This window comes from Pseudomonas sp. F(2018), from assembly GCF_005508865.1.
Classification (GTDB): Bacteria; Pseudomonadota; Gammaproteobacteria; order Pseudomonadales; family Pseudomonadaceae; genus Aquipseudomonas.
Window position 1 is genome coordinate 124,029 of the sequence record NZ_SCOM01000001.1, and the last position, 17,052, is coordinate 141,080.

The following is a 17,052-nucleotide window of genomic DNA, read 5'->3' on the forward strand; positions in this document are numbered from 1 at the left end:
CTCAGCGGCCGGTCGGTCGCTGGCGCATTTACCTCTCAATCCCTCAGTTACGCAGAACCAAGGTCATCCATGGCTCAATACGTCTACACCATGCATCGGCTCGGCAAGGTCGTGCCGCCGAAGCGGGAAATCCTCAAGAACATCTCCCTGTCGTTCTTCCCGGGCGCCAAGATCGGCGTACTCGGCCTCAACGGTGCCGGTAAGTCGACCCTGCTGCGCATCATGGCTGGCGTCGACACCGAGTTCGACGGCGAAGCCCGCGCCATGCCCGGGATCAATGTCGGCTACCTGCCACAGGAGCCGCAGCTCGACCCGAGCAAGAGTGTGCGCGAGATCGTCGAGGAGGCCGTAGGCCAGATCAAGCAGGCCCAGGCCCGCCTGGACGAGGTGTACGCCGCCTACGCCGAGCCGGATGCCGACTTCGACGCCCTGGCCGCCGAGCAGGCCAAGCTAGAAGCCATCCTGCAGGCCAGCGACGGTCACAACCTGGAGCGCCAGCTGGAAGTCGCCGCCGACGCCCTGCGCCTGCCGGCCTGGGATGCGCGCATCGAGCACCTATCCGGTGGCGAGAAGCGCCGCGTGGCCCTGTGCCGCCTGCTGCTGTCGGCCCCCGACATGCTGCTGCTGGACGAACCGACCAACCACCTGGACGCCGACTCGGTGGCCTGGCTGGAGCACTTCCTCCACGACTTCCCGGGCACCGTGGTGGCGATCACCCACGACCGCTACTTCCTTGATAACGTTGCCGGCTGGATCCTCGAGCTCGACCGCGGCGCCGGTATTCCGTACGAAGGCAACTACTCCGGCTGGCTGGAAGCCAAGTCCGAGCGTCTGGCCCAGGAATCCAAGCAGCAGTCGGCCCACGAGAAGGCCATGAAGGACGAACTGGAGTGGGTGCGCAAAGGCGCCAAGGCCCGCCAGTCCAAGTCCAAGGCCCGTCTGCAGCGCTTCGAGGAAATGCAGTCGCAGGAATTCCAGAAGCGCGCCGAGACCAACGAGATCTACATCCCGGCCGGTCCGCGCCTGGGCGACAAGGTCATCGACTTCGTCAACGTCACCAAGGGCTACGGTGACCGCGTCCTGATCGACAACCTGTCGTTCAGCATCCCGAAAGGCGCCATCGTCGGCGTGATCGGTGGTAACGGTGCTGGTAAGTCGACCCTGTTCCGCATGCTGATGGGCAAGGAAACCCCGGACTCCGGCAGCATCGAGCTGGGCGATACCGTGCAGCTGGCCTGCGTCGACCAGAGCCGCGACGATCTGGACGGCAGCAAGACCGTGTGGGAAGCCGTGTCCGATGGCTTCGACATGATCAAGATCGGCAACTACGAGGTGCCTTCGCGTGGCTACGTCGGCCGCTTCAACTTCAAGGGCGGCGACCAGCAGAAGTTCGTCAAGGACCTCTCCGGTGGTGAGCGCGGCCGCCTGCACCTGGCCCTGACCCTGAAGCAGGGCGCCAACGTGCTGCTGCTCGACGAACCGTCCAACGACCTCGACGTGGAAACCCTGCGTTCCCTGGAAGAGGCGCTGCTCGACTTCCCCGGCGCCGCCATCGTGATCTCTCACGATCGCTGGTTCCTGGACCGTGTGGCCACCCATATCCTGGCGTACGAGGACGACTCGCACATCGAGTTCTTCGAGGGCAACTACACCGAGTACGAAGCCGACCGCAAGAAACGCCTGGGCGACGCCGCCGCGCAGCCGCACCGCGTGCGCTACAAGAAGCTGGCGCAGTAAGCGTTCGGCGTCAGCCAAGAAAAAGGGGCCTCAGGGCCCCTTTTTCGTGCTCAGGTGTTGGACTATCTGGTCGACTATGGCCTCGGGCGGGCGGCGGATATCGAGAACCATGGCCTCGTCTGCCTGCGGTGGTTGCAGCAGGTCCAGCTGGCTCTCCAGCAGCGGTGGCGCGAAGAAATGCCCCTGTCGCTGGCGCAGCCGTGCGGCCAGCAGTTCCGCCGGGCCGTCGAGATAGAGGAAGTGCACGTCCGGGTCGTCCTGGGCGAGGAGCCGACGATACTCGCGTGTCAGGGCCGAGCAGGCGCAGACCAGCGGCCGGCCACTGTGCCGATGGGCCACTATTGCCTCGCGAATCGCCTGCAGCCAGGGACGCCGGTCGGCATCGGTGAGCGCCATGCCTGCGCTCATCTTGGCCTTGGCCGAGGCGTCGTGGAGGTCGTCCGCGTCGATGAAGTGCCATTGCAGGCGCGCCGCCAGCGCCCGGCCGATGGTGCTCTTGCCGCTGCCGGCGGGGCCCATGAGGATCAGCGTCATGCTGGCCTTCAGCCCTTGACGCATACCACCTGGCGCAGCGTATGCACCACCTCCACCAGGTCGCGCTGGGCGGCCATCACCGCGTCGATGTCCTTGTAGGCCATGGGGATCTCGTCGATCACCTCCTTGTCCTTGCGACATTCCACGTGGGCGGTGGCGCGCTGCTGGTCCTGCGCCGAGAAGCGTTTCTTCGCCGCCGTGCGGCTCATCACCCGGCCGGCGCCATGGCTGCAGGAACAGAACGCCTCGGCGTTGCCCAGACCGCGCACGATAAAGCTCTTGGCGCCCATCGAGCCGGGGATGATGCCGAGCTGGCCGCGCTGCGCCGACACCGCGCCCTTGCGGGTGACCAGCACCTCGCGGCCGAAGTGCTGCTCGCGCTGCACGTAGTTGTGGTGGCAGTCGACCGCCTCCAGTTGCGCCTCGAAGGGCTTGCGGATCACCTGGCGGGCCGCCGCGATCACGGTGAGCATCATCAGGGCGCGGTTCTGCCTGGCGTAGTCCTGGGCCCATTCCACCGCTTCCACGTAGTCGGCGAAGTGGCGGCTGCCTTCCTCGAAGTACGCCAGGTCCCTGTCCGGCAGGTTGGCGATGTGCTGGCGCATGTCGGCCTGGGCCAGCTCGATGAAATGCGTGCCGATGGCGTTGCCCACGCCGCGCGAGCCGCTGTGCAGCATGAACCAGACGCGCTGCGCCTCGTCCAGGCAGACCTCGATGAAGTGATTGCCTGTGCCCAGGGTGCCGAGGTGCTGGCGGTTATTGGTCTTCTCCAGGCGCGGGTACTTCTCGGTGATACTTCTGAAGCGCCCGGCCAGGCCCTTCCACGCCTGGTCCGCCTGGGCCGGCACATCGTTCCAGGCACCCTGGTCGTGCTTGCCGAAGGTCTTGCCGTGGGGCACCGCCTTTTCGATGGCGCTGCGCAGGCCGTGCAGGTTGTCAGGCAGGTCGGCGGCGCTCAGCGAGGTGCGCGCGGCGATCATGCCGCAGCCGATGTCCACGCCAACGGCGGCGGGGACAATGGCGCCGAGGGTGGGAATCACGCTGCCGATGGTCGAGCCCTTGCCCAGGTGCACGTCCGGCATCACCGCCAGGTGCTTGAAGATGAACGGCAGTTTCGCCGTGTTGATCAGTTGCTGGCGCGCGGCGTCCTCCACCGGCACGCCACGGGTCCAGAGCTTGATCGGCTTGCCGCCGGCGACTTCCAGCAGCTGGGGAGAGGAATCTTGCATGATGCTGTCCCGCAGGTTAGATGGCCCATTGTGCGCCTTGCTCCCAGTCAATGCAGGGTTGGCAGAACGGGCCACACTGAAAACATCACCCGCGAGGAGGCTGCCATGACCAGCTTCGACCCCCACGCCGCGCTGGACCGGCTGTACGACGAGTACAGCCGGCGCGCCAATGCCATTCATCATGATCTCGGCCTGCAGCGCAGCGCGGACTTCGCCGAGCAGGCGGGTGAGCGGCAGAACGACGAGGTGCTGCACGCCCTGCTGGCCGAGGCGCAGGCGGGCTTGCGCCTGGTCGGGTTGGCCCGCCTGCATCTGGCCGATGGCAGTTATGGGCAGTGCCAGCGCTGTGGCGAGCAGATCGAACCGGCGCGTCTGCAGGCCCTGCCGGCGGCGGAGTTCTGCCTGGCCTGCGCCGACCGCGCCGGGGTCTGACGCGCGCCTTGCCAGCGGCGCCGAGGCGGCGCCAGAATGGCTCCATCTCGCGGCTAGCCCGCTTCGACAAGGACTTCCGATGCCCGAATCCTTCGCTGCCAGCCTGCGTCTGGCGCCCGATGCCCTGACCCGCCCCTGCGCCCCCGACCAGTTCAACTTCACCACCACCGATGATCTCGAACCTTTCCGCGGCGTGCTCGGCCAGGAGCGTGCGGTGGAGGCATTGCAGTTCGGCGTGGCGATGCCGCGGCCGGGCTACAACGTGTATGTCATGGGCGAGCCGGGCACCGGTCGCTTCTCCTTCGTGCAGCGTTATCTCAAGGCCGAGGCCAAGCGCCAGGCCACGCCGGTGGACCGGGTCTACGTCAACCATTTCGATGAGCCGCGCGAGCCCCGCGCGCTGGAATTGCCGGCTGGCACCGCGGCGGCCTTCATCGCCGATATCGGCCACCTGATCGACAACCTGCTGGCGACCTTCCCGGCGGTGTTCGAGACGCCCACCTACCAGCAGAAGAAGAGCGCTATCGATCGCGTCTTCAACCAGCGCTACGACAAGGCCCTGGATTTGATCGAGAAGCTGGCGCTGGAGAAGGATGTCTCCCTGTATCGCGACAGCAGCAACATCGCCTTCACCCCGATGAAGGATGGCAAGGCCCTGGACGAGGCGGACTTCGCCCAGCTGCCGGAGGCCGAGCGCGAACGTTTCCACGAGGACATCTCCGAGCTGGAGGAGCGCCTCAACGAGGGCCTGGCCAGCCTGCCGCAATGGAAGCGCGAGACCAGCAACCAGCTGCGCCAGCTCAATGAAGAAACCATCACCCTGGCCCTGCAGCCGTTGCTGGCGCCGCTGTGCGAGCAGTACGCGGAGAATGCCGGGGTCTGCGCCTACCTGCAGGCGGTGCAGGTCAACCTGCTGAAGACGGTGGTCGACCAGTTGCTGGACGACAAGCCGGACGCCCAGCGCCGCGAGATGCTCGAGGAGCAGTACAGCCCCAGCCTGGTGGTCGGCCATCACGCCGATGGCGGCGCGCCGGTGGTGTTCGAGTCGCACCCCACCTACGACAACCTGTTCGGCCGCATCGAATACAACACCGACCAGGGCGCGCTCTATACCAGCTACCGCCAGCTGCGCCCGGGTGCGCTGCACCGGGCCAATGGCGGCTACCTGATCGTCGAGGCGGAGAAGTTGCTCAGCGAACCCTTCGTCTGGGACGCGCTCAAGCGCGCCCTGCATTCGCGCCAGCTGAAGATGGAGTCGCCGCTCGGCGATCTCGGCCGCATCGCCACCGTGACCCTGACCCCGCAGCTGATCCCGCTGCAGCTCAAGGTCATCATCATCGGCTCGCGCCAGCTGTACTACACGCTGCAGGACCTGGATTCCGACTTCCAGGAGATGTTCCGCGTGCTGGTGGACTTCGACGAGGAGATCCCGGTCGCCGACGACAGCCTCGAACAGTTCGCCCAGTTGCTCAAGACCCGCACCTCGGAGGAGGGCATGGCGCCGCTGACGGCGGCCGCCGTGGCGCGCCTGGCGACCTACAGTGCGCGTCTGGCCGAGCACCAGGGGCGCCTGTCGGCACGCATCGGCGACCTGTTCCAGCTGGTCAGCGAGGCCGACTTCGTACGCCAGCTGGCCAATGATGCGACCACCGACGTCGGCCATATCGAGCGGGCGCTGAAGGCCAAGTCCGACCGTACCGGGCGGGTCTCGGCGCGGATCATCGACGACATGCTGGCCGGCATCATCCTGATCGATACCAGCGGCTCGGCGGTGGGCAAGTGCAACGGTCTGACCGTGCTGCAGGTCGGCGACTCGGCCTTCGGCGTGCCGGCGCGCATTTCCGCCACCGTCTATCCGGGCGGCTCGGGCATCGTCGATATCGAGCGTGAGGTCAGCCTGGGCCAGTCGATCCACTCCAAGGGGGTGATGATCGTCACCGGCTTCCTCGGCAGTCGCTATGCCCAGGAATTCCCCCTGGAGATTTCCGCCAGCATCGCCCTGGAGCAGTCCTACGGTTACGTGGATGGCGACAGTGCCTCGCTGGGCGAGGTCTGCACGCTGATCTCCGCCCTCTCGCGCACGCCGCTCAGGCAGTGCTTCGCCATCACCGGGTCGATCAACCAGTTCGGCGAGGTGCAGGCGGTCGGTGGGGTCAACGAAAAGATCGAAGGCTTCTTCCGCCTCTGCGAGGCCCGCGGCCTGACCGGCGAGCAGGGGGTGATCATCCCGCACTCCAACGTCAGCAACCTGATGCTCGACGAGCGGGTGCTGCAGGCCGTGCGCAATGGCCAGTTCCACGTCTATGCCGTGCGCCATGTCGACGAGGCGCTCGGCCTGCTGCTGGGCGAGCCGGCTGGCGCGCCGGATGCCAAGGGCCAGTTCCCCAAGGGCAGCGTCAACGCGCGGGTGGTGGAGCGTCTGCGCAGCATCGCCGAGATGGGCCTGGAGGAGGACGAGAAGGACAAGGAGCCGAAGATCAAGGAAGTGAAGACCCGGGCCAAGCCGGCGGCCAAAACGTCCAAGGAGTGACGCTGCCAGTCGCGCGACAACTGGTCAGTCACTGCGCATTCCGACGACGCCCGCAGCGGGCGTCGTCGCAGCCGGTTTTCCCCCGCTCCATCCACAGAGTTATCCACAAAGCGCGGGGATAACTTTTACCTTCCCGAATCGGCGCGCCGGGGTGTAGGCTGAAAGCCAGACCTTGCGAGGACCGCCGTCATGCCGCGCAGCCTCTGTCTCACCCGTCAGTGCCTCGGCCTGACTACCCGCATCGAATGCGAGATTCGTCCGCTGGCCGGCGGACGAGGTCTGTGGACGCTGTTGTGCGCTGCCGGTATGTCCGCCGCGCAGCCTTCGGCGATCAAGGCGCAAGGCCCGTTCCACGGGCCTTTGGTGGCCGAGGCGGTGCTCGATTCGATCGCCCAGTGCCTGGCGGTGCAGGGCTACGAGCCCTGCACCGAGCCGATGATCTGGTGCCTGCATCTGCGCGCCGAACTGCGCAAGCTCAATGGCGAGCGCTGTCGCCATCTCGGTGACTATCAGTTCCGCCCGGAAAGCTGAGCGCCCGGCTGAGCGCTTTTTGCCCAACCCGTGACGACCTCCCGCGACGAGTGGTGTGCAGCCATCCTTCCCGCACCTGCCCACAAGGTTATCCACAGTAAGCGGGGATAAAAAATCCGCAACGCTTGTCGCCTTGCCCGCGAGGGCTGGCTGGGTATACTCGCGACCAGTTTTTACCCACTCGGCGAGATCATATGGAACGCTTTATTGAGAACACGATGTATGCCTCGCGCTGGCTTCTGGCGCCTATCTACTTCGGCCTTTCCCTGGCTCTGCTCGCCCTGGCGCTGAAGTTCTTCCAAGAGCTCTACCATATCCTGCCGCACGTGTTCTCTCTCGAAGAGGCGAGCCTGATTCTTAAGCTTCTGTCGTTGATCGACATGGCCCTGGTCGGCGGTCTGCTGGTGATGGTGATGATTTCCGGCTACGAGAATTTCGTGTCCCAGCTGGATATCGACGAGGGCAAGGAGAAGCTCAGCTGGCTGGGCAAGATGGATTCCGGTTCGCTGAAGATGAAGGTGGCGGCCTCCATCGTGGCCATCTCTTCGATCCACCTGCTCAAGGTGTTTATGAATGCCGAGAACATCAAAGTGGATTACCTGATGTGGTATGTGATCATCCATATGGCCTTTGTGGTCTCGGCCTTCGCCATGGGCTATCTGGATAAGCTGACCAAGCACTAATCCAGCCAGCGTTAAGCCTGCTTTCAGCCGCCCGGTCGTTGCGAAACGCCCGGGCGGTTTCGTTTGTGGATGGCTGTGCTAGTCTGGCCGGCCTTTTTCGACCCCCATCTGGAGCCCGGCGATGTCCGAACTCAACCTGTCTACCGACGAAACCCGTGTGAGCTATGGCATCGGCCGCCAATTGGGCGACCAGCTGCGTGACAACCCGCCTCCCGGTGCCAGCCTGGAGGCCATCGTGGCCGGCCTGCGCGACGCCTTCAACGGCCAGCCCAGCCAGGTTTCCCCCGAAGCGCTGAACGCCAGCTTCCGGGTGATCCGCGAAGTGATGCAGGCCGAGGCCGCCGCCAAGGCCGAAGCCGCTGCCGGCGCCGGCCGCGAGTACCTGGTCGAGAACGCCAAGCGCGAAGGCGTGACCGTGCTGCCGTCCGGCCTGCAGTACGAAGTGCTGGTGGCGGGCGAGGGCGCGAAGCCGTCCCGCGAGGACCACGTGCGTACCCACTACCATGGCACCCTGATCGACGGCACTGTGTTCGACAGCTCCTACGAGCGCGGCCAGCCGGCCGAATTCCCGGTGGGTGGCGTGATCGCCGGCTGGGTCGAGGCCCTGCAGCTGATGAACGCCGGCAGCAAATGGCGCCTGCATGTGCCGAGCGAGCTGGCCTATGGCGGCCAGGCTGCCGGCAGCATCCCGCCGCACAGCGTGCTGGTGTTCGACGTCGAGCTGCTCGACATTCTGTAAGAGTCGATGCCCGGCTGGTCGTCCCGACCGGCCCGGGCATCTGCGGGAGCATCATTGCCCCGCGTGTCTCCCGGCACCTTCCCTGGAGCCGGGCTTGCCGGCGAGGCCGACCCGCGTTGGTCGTTCTCGTCGAGCGTCGCTCAGTGCAGCTCGCCCTGCGGTCGCAGTGCTCGGGCATAGCAGAACAGGAACAGGCCGCGTACCAGCTCCTTCAATGCCCCGGGCTCGCACGAGTTGAGGCTGGCCAGGTCGAGGTCACCCTGATCCCGAAGCTCGCCAATGGCTTCCTCTTCCAGCACGGCGCATACCTCTCCCGTCTCGCGATTGAGAATGCGCAGATAGGGATGCGGGCGATCCAGCCAGGCGTCGATCAGATAGGTCATGGCTCATCTCCTTGTCGTCCATTTGATGGATATGAGAATAATTCCTATTATCGAAATAGCAAGCCTCAATCGCACCCTTTTGTCGGGCAATAAAAAGCCCGTCACAGGGACGGGCTCTTCTGGGCGGTGTGCCGGCTCAGTGAGTGCGGGCGACGGCGAAGCGGCTGAGCTCGATCAGGGCGTCTCGGTAGGCGTTGTCCGGCAGCGCTTCGAGGCAGGCGATGGCCTTGTCGGCGTGCTCGCGGGCCAGGTTGGCGGTGTAGTCCAGCGAGCCGGAGGCCTGTACGGCGGCGCGGATGCTTTCCAGGTCTTCGATGCCGCCTTTCTGGATCGCGGTGCGCACCAGGGCGGCCTGTTCGGCACTGCCTTCGCGCATGGTGTAGATCAGCGGCAGGGTCGGCTTGCCTTCGGCCAGGTCGTCGCCGACGTTCTTGCCGAGGGTGGCCGCATCGCCCTGGTAGTCGAGCAGGTCGTCCACCAGCTGGAAGGCGATGCCCAGGTGGTCGCCGAAGTGGCGCAGGGCCTCGCTCTGTGCCTCGCTGCTGCCGGCCAGGGCCGCAGCGCTGTGGGTGGAGGCCTCGAACAGCATGGCGGTCTTGCCGCGGATGACCTCCATATAGGTCTCTTCCGTGGTGCTGGCGTCGCGTACCTTGGACAGTTGCAGCACTTCGCCCTCGGCGATCACCCGGGTGGCGCGCGAGAGGATGCGCATCACCGGCATGGAGCCGAGTTCGACCATCATCTCGAACGAGCGCGAATAGAGGAAGTCGCCCACCAGTACGCTCGGCGCGTTGCCCCACTGGGCGTTGGCGGTGGCGCGACCGCGGCGCATGCCGGACATGTCGACCACATCGTCATGCAGCAGGGTGGCGGTGTGCAGGAACTCGATGGTGGCGGCCAGCAGGCGCAGATCGTCGGCCTGGTAGCCCAGGGCTTTGCCACTGAGCAATACCAGCAGCGGGCGCAGGCGCTTGCCGCCGGCCGAGATGATGTAGTCGCCGATCTTCTCCACCAGAGGCACGTGGGACTTCAGCTGCTGGCGGATGATGCCGTCGACGGCGGTGAAATCGTCCGCGACCACGCTGTGGAAGGCCTGGGCTTGCATCGGTGAGGGGAGCTCCTGGAACGGGGCCGGCTGCCTCGCAGGGCGGAGGGCGGCAAAATGGCGGGCCGGGCTGGGCCGACCGGGCTGCGCGGCATGCTATGGGTCGGGTTATGGGCTGTCAAGGCAAGGCCTGGTGGGGCTTGCCTCTGTTCCCGGCTTTCCGTACAATCGCGGCCCCAAACTTCTATGGGCACTCCCTGCCTTACGCAATTGCACGGGCGTCAGTTCCGGCCCCATGCAGCCATGCCGGCCAATAACTCTTCCTATAAAGAGTCGGGTGAGCAGGTTTAACGGAGAAAAATCCATGTACGCAGTAATTGTTACCGGTGGCAAGCAGTACAAAGTCGCCGAAGGTGAATTCCTCAAGGTCGAGAAACTGGAAGTTGCCACCGGCGAATCCGTGACTTTCGACCGCGTTCTGCTGGTTGGCAACGGTGACGACGTGAAAATCGGCGCTCCGGTGGTCGATGGTGCCAAGGTTGTTGCTGAAGTGGTCTCCCAAGGACGTCACGACAAAGTGACCATCATCAAGTTCCGCCGTCGTAAGCACCACATGAAGCGTCAGGGCCACCGTCAGTGGTTCACCGAAATCAAGATCACCGGCATCCAGGCCTGATCCCCTTTTTAGGAGGCTATGACTCATGGCACACAAAAAAGCTGGCGGTAGTACTCGTAACGGCCGCGACTCAGAAAGTAAACGCCTTGGCGTGAAGATGTACGGTGGTCAGGTCATCAAGGCCGGCAACATCATCGTGCGTCAGCGCGGCACCCAGTTCCACGCTGGCTACGGCGTTGGCATGGGCAAGGATCACACCCTGTTCGCGAAAGTCGATGGCGTGATCAAGTTCGACGTGAAGGGCGAGTTCAACCGCCGTTACGTGAGCATCGTGACCGCCTAAGGTCGCGTTTGCTGAAAAAGCCCTGTCTCGCGACGGGGCTTTTTTGTTTCTGTGTATCCTGTATTCCTGAGTTCACTGGCCCGCCGCTGCGGTGGGAGGCAACCCTAATGAAATTCGTCGACGAAGTTTCGATATTTGTAAAAGCCGGCGACGGCGGCAACGGCATGATGAGCTTCCGTCGCGAGAAGTTCATCGAGAAGGGTGGCCCCAACGGCGGCGACGGCGGTGACGGCGGCTCCGTGTTCATGGAGGCCGACGAGAACCTCAATACCCTGGTCGACTACCGCTATACCCGCCGCTTCAATGCGCGCAATGGCGAGAAGGGCGGCAGCACCGAGTGCACGGGCGCCAAGGGGGAGGACCTGATCCTGCCGGTGCCGGTCGGTACCACCATCATCGACGCGACGACCCAGGAGGTCATTGGCGACCTGACCAAGCCTGGTCAGCGCCTGATGGTGGCTCAGGGTGGCTGGCATGGTTTGGGCAACACCCGCTTCAAGTCCAGCACCAACCGCGCGCCGCGCCAGACCACGCCGGGCAAGCCGGGTGAGCAGCGTGACCTCAAGCTGGAGCTGAAGGTGCTGGCGGACGTCGGTCTGCTGGGTCTGCCGAACGCCGGCAAGAGCACCTTCATCCGCTCGGTCTCCGCGGCCAAGCCGAAGGTTGCCGACTACCCCTTCACCACTCTGGTACCGAACCTGGGCGTGGTCAGTGTCGGTCGCTACAAGAGCTTCGTGATCGCCGACATTCCGGGGCTGATCGAGGGTGCCTCCGAGGGTGCCGGCCTGGGTATTCGCTTCCTCAAGCACCTGGCGCGTACGCGTCTGCTGCTTCATCTGGTGGACATGGCGCCGCTGGATCAGAGCGATCCGGCCGATGCTGCCGAGGTCATCATCAGCGAGTTGGAGAAATTCAGCCCGGCGCTGGCTGAGCGCGAGCGCTGGCTGGTGCTGAACAAGTGCGATCAGCTGCTCGACGACGAGCGCGAAGAGCGCATGCGTGCGGTGGTCGAGCGCCTCGACTGGAAGGGTCCGGTATTCGTCATCTCCGCGCTGGAGAGCGAGGGTACCGAGGCGCTGAGCCAGGCGATCATGCGCTACATGGATGAGCGTGCCATCCGCATTGCCGAAGAGCCGGCGTTCGCCGTAGAGCTGGCGGAGCTGGATCGCCGCATCGAAGACGAGGCGCGTGCCCGTCTGCAGGCGCTGGACGATAAGCGTGCTCTGCGTAAGGCCGGTCTGAAGAGTGTCGATGATGTTGGCGACGACGATGACTGGGATGACTTCGAGGATGACGAAGACGGTCCCGAGATCATTTACGTTCGGGACTGACAATAGGTATCGTGCAGCGCCGCTTTATAGCGGCGTTGTGCTGACTGGCTTGGGTAGAGGGCATCATGCGGGACAAGGTGACCGGCGCGCAGCGCTGGGTGGTGAAGATCGGTAGTGCGCTGCTGACCGCCGATGGGCGTGGCCTGGATCGCTCCGCCATGGCGGTGTGGGTCGAGCAGATGGTGGCTCTGCGCGAGGTTGGCGTGGAGCTGGTGCTGGTATCGTCCGGCGCCGTGGCGGCGGGCATGAGTCGGCTGGGCTGGTCGGCGCGACCGAGTGCCATTCATGAGCTGCAGGCCGCCGCCGCAGTGGGGCAGATGGGGCTGGTGCAGGCCTGGGAGTCGAGCTTTGCCGAGCATGGCAGGCACACGGCTCAGGTGCTGCTGACCCATGACGATCTGTCCGATCGCAAGCGCTACCTGAATGCGCGCAGCACCCTGCGCACCCTGGTCGATCTCGGCACCGTGCCGGTGATCAACGAGAACGACACCGTGGTCACCGACGAGATCCGCTTCGGCGACAACGACACCCTGGCGGCGCTGGTGGCCAACCTGGTGGAGGCCGACCTGCTGGTGATCCTCACCGACCGCGACGGGATGTTCGATGCCGACCCGCGGCACAATCCCGATGCGCAGCTGATCTTCGAGGCGCGTGCCGACGATCCTTCCCTGGATGCGGTGGCGGGCGGTACCGGCGGTGCCTTGGGGCGTGGCGGCATGCAGACCAAGCTGCGTGCGGCGCGTCTGGCGGCGCGTTCCGGTGCGCATACGGTGATCGTCGGTGGGCGTATCGAGCGGGTGCTGGATCGCCTCAAGGCGGGCGAGCGCCTGGGTACCCTGCTGGCGCCCGAGCGCGGCATGCTGGCGGCGCGCAAGCAGTGGTTGGCCGGGCATCTGCAGACCCGCGGCACGCTTGTGCTGGATGCGGGGGCGGTGAAGGCACTGGCGGTCGATCACAAGAGCCTGCTGCCGGTCGGGGTGCGCGAAGTTCAGGGCAGTTTCCGGCGTGGCGAGATGGTGGTTTGTGTCGGTCCTGACGGGCGTGAAATAGCGCGCGGACTGGCCAATTACAGCGCCCTGGAGGCGCAGAAGATCGTCGGTCAGCCTTCCGATGCCATCGAGAAGCTGCTGGGATATGTCGACGAGCCGGAGCTGGTGCATCGGGACAATCTGATTCTGGTCTGAGAATCTGTTTAAAGTCTGCTGCGCGTCGGCCTTGCTGCGTTAAAAACAGGCTCGGAATGCTCATTTACGCCTTGTAAACTCCGCTTCCTCGCCTGTTTTTGCCTTGCACGGCTCTAGCTCGCGAGCTTTTAAAACAGATTCTGGGAGGGCGCGATGCGCATTGCGAAGGGATTGCTGGCTGCGTGCCTGGTGCTGCCACTGGTGGCGCAGGCGGAGGAGATCGGTGAGGTCTCCACGGTGTTCAAGTGGGTCGGTCCGAACGACAAGATTGTGGTCGAGGCCTTCGATGATCCGAAAGTGGAGGGCGTGACCTGCTATCTGTCGCGGGCCAAGACCGGTGGGGTCAAGGGCGGTCTGGGTCTGGCGGAGGATCGTGCCGAGGCGTCCATTGCCTGTCGCCAGGTCGGGCCGATCCACTTCACCGGCAAGCTGAAGGATGGCGAGGAGGTGTTCAAGGAGCGCACTTCGCTGGTATTCAAGACCATGCAGGTGGTGCGTTTCTTCGACGAGAAGCGCAATACCCTGGTCTATCTGGTGTACAGCGATCGGGTGATTGAGGGCAGTCCGCAGAATGCGGTGACGGCCATTCCTATCCTGCCCTGGGCTGCGCAGTAAGCAAAAAGCCGGAGCAAGCTCCGGCTTTTTTCATGCCTATCGAAAATCGCAGGCAATAAAAAACCGGCCCTGAGGCCGGTCTTTTCAAGAACAGATCAATCAGGCGGCGGTAGCCAGGGCCTTGATGTGACCGTTCAGGCGGCTCTTGTGGCGAGCAGCCTTGTTCTTGTGGATGATGCCCTTGTCGGCCATGCGGTCGATGACCGGAACAGCCAGGGTGTAGGCGGTCTGAGCCTTTTCCAGGTCTTTGGCGTCGATAGCCTTGACCACGTTCTTGATGTAGGTACGGACCATGGAGCGCAGGCTGGCGTTATGGCTACGACGCTTCTCAGCCTGTTTGGCGCGTTTTTTGGCAGAAGGTGTATTGGCCACCGTCAAGCTCCTCGAAAACTAGGGGGATAGCAACAAATAAGGCCGCGAATCATGCCGATGCGTCGCGCGCCTGTCAAGTGCGGAAGTGCCTTGATTGGCTGGTCTGACCAGCGGTGGCTGGTTACACTCCTCGCCTTCATGTGCCGGCTGCCCGTGCCGGCCTTTCGGATCGTCGAGACTTCATGAATCTGCTCAAGTCCCTGGCCGCTGTCAGCTCCCTGACCATGGTTTCCCGCGTGCTGGGTTTCGTTCGCGACACGCTCATCGCGCGCATCTTCGGTGCCGGCGTTGCATCAGACGCCTTTGTCGTCGCCTTCAAGCTACCGAACCTGCTGCGGCGCATCTTTGCCGAAGGCGCGTTCTCCCAGGCCTTCGTGCCGATCCTGGCGGAGTACAAGACCCAGCAGGGCGAGGAGGCGACCCGCACGTTCCTGGCCTATATCGCCGGCCTGCTGAGCCTGGTGCTAGCGCTGGTGACCTTGCTCGGCATTCTCGCCGCGCCCTGGATCGTCTGGATCAGTGCGCCAGGCTTCGCCGACGAGCCGGAGCGTTTCGCCCTGACCGTCGACCTGCTGCGGGTGACCTTTCCCTATATCCTGCTGATCTCGCTGTCGTCGCTGGTCGGTGCGGTGCTCAACACCTGGAACCGCTTCTCGGTGCCGGCCTTCGTACCGACCCTGCTGAATGTCAGCATGATCGTCTTCACCGTCTGGCTCGCGCCGTATTTCGATCCGCCGATCATGGCCCTGGGGTGGGCGGTGCTGGTCGGTGGCCTGGCGCAGTTCCTCTGGCAGCTGCCGGCGCTGAAGAAGACCGGCATGCTGGTGCTGCCGCGCCTGAGCCTGCGCGATACCGGCGTATGGCGGGTGCTGAAGCAGATGGGGCCGGCGATCTTCGGCGTGTCGGTGAGTCAGATCTCGCTGATCATCAACACCATTTTCGCTTCCTTCTTGGTGGCGGGCTCGGTTTCTTGGATGTACTACGCGGATCGCCTGATGGAGCTGCCGTCCGGCGTGCTCGGCGTGGCGTTGGGCACTATCCTGCTGCCGGCCCTGGCCAAAACTTATGCCAGCGCCGATCGCGAGGAGTATTCCAAGCTGCTCGACTGGGGCCTGCGCTTGTGCTTCCTGCTAGTACTGCCGTGCACCCTGGCGCTGGCGATCATCGCCGAGCCACTGATCGTTTCGCTGTTCCAGTACGGCAAGTTCACTGCACATGATTCGGCCATGACCCAGCAGGCGCTGGTCGCCTACTCGGTCGGCCTGCTCGCGCTGATCCTGGTGAAGATCCTCGCGCCGGGCTTCTACGCCCAGCAGAACATTAAGACCCCGGTGCGCATCGCCATCGTCAGCCTGCTGGCGACCCAGGCGATGAACGCGCTGTTCGTCTTCGGTCTGGATCTGCGCCACGCTGGGCTGGCGCTGGCCATCAGTCTGGCCGCCTGCCTCAACGCGGGGCTGCTCTACTGGCAGCTGCGCAGCAAGCGGATGTATCAGCCGCAGCCGGGTTGGCTGAAGTTCCTCGCCAAGTTGGTGCTGGCGGTGCTGGCGATGACGGCGGTGCTGTTGCTGGTGATGCACTATATGCCTGCCTGGGAAGAGGGTGGCATGCTGCTGCGGCTGCTGCGTCTGGGCGCGCTGGTGGCGGCAGGTGCGGTGACCTATTTCGGCATATTGCTGTTGCTTGGCTTCCGCCCGTGCGACTTCGCCCGCCGCGCCATTCACTGACGCGCCAGGCGGCTGACACACTGCCTGTCGCCGCCAGTCGCCTGTGCGTATAATCGACCACTTTGTAAGCAAGAAGTGCGCTATGCAGCTGGTCCGAGGCCTCCACAATCTGCTACCCCTGACCCAGGGATGCGTTGCCACCATCGGCAATTTCGATGGCGTGCACCGTGGTCACCAGGCCATCCTGGCGCGCCTGCGTGAGCGCGCCATCGAGCTGGGCGTGCCGAGCTGTGTGGTGATCTTCGAGCCGCAGCCGCGGGAATTCTTCGCCCCGGACACTGCGCCGGCCCGTCTCACCCGTCTGCGCGAGAAGCTCGAGCTGCTCGCGGCCCAGGGTGTCGACCGGGTGCTGTGCCTGGCCTTCAACCGTCGCCTGCGCGAACTGTCGGCCGACGAGTTCGTGCGTCAGGTGTTGGTGGACGGGCTGCACGTGAAGCATCTGGAGGTCGGCGACGACTTCCGCTTCGGCGCCGGTCGCTCCGGTGACTTCGCCTTTCTGGTCCAGGCTGGCGAGCGGCATGGCTTCAGTGTCGAGGCGGCGCTGACCGTCGAGCTGGACGGCGAGCGCGTCAGCAGCACCCGTGTTCGTGAAGCCCTGCAGGCCGGCGAGCTGGAGCTGGCCGAGCGCCTGCTGGGGCGGCCCTATGCCCTGGCCGGCCGTGTGTTGCATGGCCAGAAGCTGGCCCGCCAGCTCGGCACGCCGACTGCCAATGTGCAGCTGAAGCGGCGCAAGCCGCCGCTGCGCGGGGTGTTTCTGGTGACTGCGCTGCACGAGGGGCACCGCTTCCACGGCGTGGCCAACATCGGTCAGCGTCCGACCGTGGCTGGCGATGGCAGCCCGCATCTGGAAGTGCATTTGCTGGAATACGCTGGCGATCTCTACGGCCAGCGTTTGACGGTGGAGTTCCACCACAAGCTGCGTGATGAGCAGCGTTTTGCCTCCCTGGAGGCGCTGAAGACGGCGATAGACGCGGATGTCTCCGCCGCCCGGGCCTACTGGCTTGGCCAACCGCTTGATTGA

18 protein-coding genes are annotated in these 17,052 nt (G+C 64.6%); 13 read left to right on the forward strand and 5 right to left on the reverse strand.

Annotation, left to right across the window (positions count from 1 at the left end; genetic code table 11):
* The first annotated feature begins 69 nt into the window (after positions 1-69).
* Entirely contained in the window at positions 70-1,737 is a 1,668-nt protein-coding gene (gene ettA, locus FFS62_RS00515) for an energy-dependent translational throttle protein EttA (protein ID WP_043308938.1), read from the forward strand.
* Between the two features lie 30 nt (positions 1,738-1,767).
* On the opposite strand, the gene FFS62_RS00520 is transcribed toward ettA, so the two are convergent.
* Both FFS62_RS00520 and FFS62_RS00525 read right to left on the reverse strand, forming a co-directional pair.
* Entirely contained in the window at positions 1,768-2,271 is a 504-nt protein-coding gene (locus FFS62_RS00520) for a gluconokinase (protein ID WP_137970873.1), read from the reverse strand.
* Positions 2,272-2,279: 8 nt separating this feature from the next.
* Positions 2,280-3,500, reverse strand: a complete 1,221-nt coding sequence (locus tag FFS62_RS00525; RefSeq protein ID WP_137970874.1) for an RtcB family protein — start codon at positions 3,498-3,500, stop codon at positions 2,280-2,282.
* 105 nt (positions 3,501-3,605) lie between these two features.
* Here FFS62_RS00525 and FFS62_RS00530 point away from each other — a divergent pair, with 105 nt between their 5' ends.
* The 5 genes from FFS62_RS00530 (at position 3,606) to FFS62_RS00550 (ending at position 8,415) form a co-directional block, all read left to right on the forward strand.
* Positions 3,606-3,932, forward strand: coding sequence for a TraR/DksA family transcriptional regulator (locus tag FFS62_RS00530; RefSeq protein ID WP_137970875.1), 327 nt, complete (start codon positions 3,606-3,608; stop codon positions 3,930-3,932).
* Positions 3,933-4,011: 79 nt separating this feature from the next.
* Positions 4,012-6,462 carry a Lon protease family protein gene (locus FFS62_RS00535; protein ID WP_137970876.1) on the forward strand — a complete coding sequence of 817 codons (2,451 nt, stop codon included), beginning with the start codon at positions 4,012-4,014 and terminating at the stop codon, positions 6,460-6,462.
* A gap of 189 nt (positions 6,463-6,651) precedes the next feature.
* Complete coding sequence (locus FFS62_RS00540; protein WP_137970877.1) at positions 6,652-6,993, forward strand: hypothetical protein; 342 nt, start codon at positions 6,652-6,654, stop codon at positions 6,991-6,993.
* Between the two features lie 194 nt (positions 6,994-7,187).
* Positions 7,188-7,676, forward strand: coding sequence for a TIGR00645 family protein (locus FFS62_RS00545; RefSeq protein ID WP_137970878.1), 489 nt, complete (start codon positions 7,188-7,190; stop codon positions 7,674-7,676).
* A gap of 121 nt (positions 7,677-7,797) precedes the next feature.
* The gene (locus FFS62_RS00550; RefSeq protein ID WP_137970879.1) at positions 7,798-8,415 is read left to right on the forward strand and encodes an FKBP-type peptidyl-prolyl cis-trans isomerase; all 618 of its coding nucleotides are present in this window, start codon (positions 7,798-7,800) and stop codon (positions 8,413-8,415) included.
* 140 nt (positions 8,416-8,555) lie between these two features.
* Here FFS62_RS00550 and FFS62_RS00555 read toward each other — a convergent pair whose 3' ends face one another.
* Entirely contained in the window at positions 8,556-8,798 is a 243-nt protein-coding gene (locus FFS62_RS00555) for a hypothetical protein (RefSeq protein ID WP_137970880.1), read from the reverse strand.
* A 136-nt stretch (positions 8,799-8,934) separates the two neighbouring features.
* Positions 8,935-9,903, reverse strand: coding sequence for a polyprenyl synthetase family protein (locus tag FFS62_RS00560; RefSeq protein ID WP_137970881.1), 969 nt, complete (start codon positions 9,901-9,903; stop codon positions 8,935-8,937).
* A gap of 304 nt (positions 9,904-10,207) precedes the next feature.
* Between FFS62_RS00560 and rplU the strand changes: the two genes are divergently transcribed.
* The 5 genes from rplU to FFS62_RS00585 all read left to right on the forward strand — a co-directional run bounded on the left by rplU (position 10,208) and on the right by FFS62_RS00585 (position 13,932).
* The gene (gene rplU, locus FFS62_RS00565) at positions 10,208-10,519 is read left to right on the forward strand and encodes a 50S ribosomal protein L21 (RefSeq protein WP_043308929.1); all 312 of its coding nucleotides are present in this window, start codon (positions 10,208-10,210) and stop codon (positions 10,517-10,519) included.
* A 25-nt stretch (positions 10,520-10,544) separates the two neighbouring features.
* Positions 10,545-10,802, forward strand: a complete 258-nt coding sequence (gene rpmA, locus FFS62_RS00570) for a 50S ribosomal protein L27 (protein WP_043308927.1) — start codon at positions 10,545-10,547, stop codon at positions 10,800-10,802.
* A 107-nt stretch (positions 10,803-10,909) separates the two neighbouring features.
* Positions 10,910-12,133, forward strand: a complete 1,224-nt coding sequence (gene cgtA / locus FFS62_RS00575; RefSeq protein WP_137970882.1) for an Obg family GTPase CgtA — start codon at positions 10,910-10,912, stop codon at positions 12,131-12,133.
* Positions 12,134-12,198: 65 nt separating this feature from the next.
* Positions 12,199-13,317: a glutamate 5-kinase gene (gene proB, locus FFS62_RS00580; RefSeq protein WP_137970883.1), complete on the forward strand. Its 1,119-nt coding sequence runs from the start codon at positions 12,199-12,201 to the stop codon at positions 13,315-13,317.
* Positions 13,318-13,470: 153 nt separating this feature from the next.
* Positions 13,471-13,932: a CreA family protein gene (locus FFS62_RS00585; protein ID WP_137970884.1), complete on the forward strand. Its 462-nt coding sequence runs from the start codon at positions 13,471-13,473 to the stop codon at positions 13,930-13,932.
* Positions 13,933-14,031: 99 nt separating this feature from the next.
* Here FFS62_RS00585 and rpsT read toward each other — a convergent pair whose 3' ends face one another.
* A complete protein-coding gene (rpsT, locus tag FFS62_RS00590; RefSeq protein ID WP_068829169.1) occupies positions 14,032-14,304 on the reverse strand; it encodes a 30S ribosomal protein S20 in 273 nt (90 codons plus the stop codon).
* Positions 14,305-14,486: 182 nt separating this feature from the next.
* On the opposite strand from rpsT, the gene murJ reads away from it, so the two are divergent.
* On the forward strand, positions 14,487-16,031 hold the full coding sequence (murJ, locus tag FFS62_RS00595) for a murein biosynthesis integral membrane protein MurJ (RefSeq protein ID WP_137970885.1): 1,545 nt from the start codon (positions 14,487-14,489) through the stop codon (positions 16,029-16,031).
* Positions 16,032-16,113: 82 nt separating this feature from the next.
* On the forward strand, positions 16,114-17,052 hold the full coding sequence (gene ribF / locus FFS62_RS00600) for a bifunctional riboflavin kinase/FAD synthetase (RefSeq protein WP_137970886.1): 939 nt from the start codon (positions 16,114-16,116) through the stop codon (positions 17,050-17,052).

Excerpts from the sequence above, each read along its gene's own strand:
- FFS62_RS00520 (WP_137970873.1), bottom strand. The coding sequence starts at position 2,271 with ATGACGCTGATCCTCATGGGCCCCGCCGGCAGCGGCAAGAGCACCATC.
- FFS62_RS00540 (WP_137970877.1), top strand. The coding sequence starts at position 6,652 with ATGCCGCGCAGCCTCTGTCTCACCCGTCAGTGCCTCGGCCTGACTACC.
- FFS62_RS00530 (WP_137970875.1), top strand. The coding sequence starts at position 3,606 with ATGACCAGCTTCGACCCCCACGCCGCGCTGGACCGGCTGTACGACGAG.
- FFS62_RS00585 (WP_137970884.1), top strand. The coding sequence starts at position 13,471 with ATGCGCATTGCGAAGGGATTGCTGGCTGCGTGCCTGGTGCTGCCACTG.
- FFS62_RS00545 (WP_137970878.1), top strand. The coding sequence starts at position 7,188 with ATGGAACGCTTTATTGAGAACACGATGTATGCCTCGCGCTGGCTTCTG.
- cgtA (WP_137970882.1), top strand. The coding sequence starts at position 10,910 with ATGAAATTCGTCGACGAAGTTTCGATATTTGTAAAAGCCGGCGACGGC.
- proB (WP_137970883.1), top strand. The coding sequence starts at position 12,199 with ATGCGGGACAAGGTGACCGGCGCGCAGCGCTGGGTGGTGAAGATCGGT.
- FFS62_RS00535 (WP_137970876.1), top strand. The coding sequence starts at position 4,012 with ATGCCCGAATCCTTCGCTGCCAGCCTGCGTCTGGCGCCCGATGCCCTG.
- FFS62_RS00560 (WP_137970881.1), bottom strand. The coding sequence starts at position 9,903 with ATGCAAGCCCAGGCCTTCCACAGCGTGGTCGCGGACGATTTCACCGCC.
- ribF (WP_137970886.1), top strand. The coding sequence starts at position 16,114 with ATGCAGCTGGTCCGAGGCCTCCACAATCTGCTACCCCTGACCCAGGGA.
- FFS62_RS00555 (WP_137970880.1), bottom strand. The coding sequence starts at position 8,798 with ATGACCTATCTGATCGACGCCTGGCTGGATCGCCCGCATCCCTATCTG.
- ettA (WP_043308938.1), top strand. The coding sequence starts at position 70 with ATGGCTCAATACGTCTACACCATGCATCGGCTCGGCAAGGTCGTGCCG.
- FFS62_RS00550 (WP_137970879.1), top strand. The coding sequence starts at position 7,798 with ATGTCCGAACTCAACCTGTCTACCGACGAAACCCGTGTGAGCTATGGC.
- rplU (WP_043308929.1), top strand. The coding sequence starts at position 10,208 with ATGTACGCAGTAATTGTTACCGGTGGCAAGCAGTACAAAGTCGCCGAA.
- rpmA (WP_043308927.1), top strand. The coding sequence starts at position 10,545 with ATGGCACACAAAAAAGCTGGCGGTAGTACTCGTAACGGCCGCGACTCA.
- FFS62_RS00525 (WP_137970874.1), bottom strand. The coding sequence starts at position 3,500 with ATGCAAGATTCCTCTCCCCAGCTGCTGGAAGTCGCCGGCGGCAAGCCG.
- murJ (WP_137970885.1), top strand. The coding sequence starts at position 14,487 with ATGAATCTGCTCAAGTCCCTGGCCGCTGTCAGCTCCCTGACCATGGTT.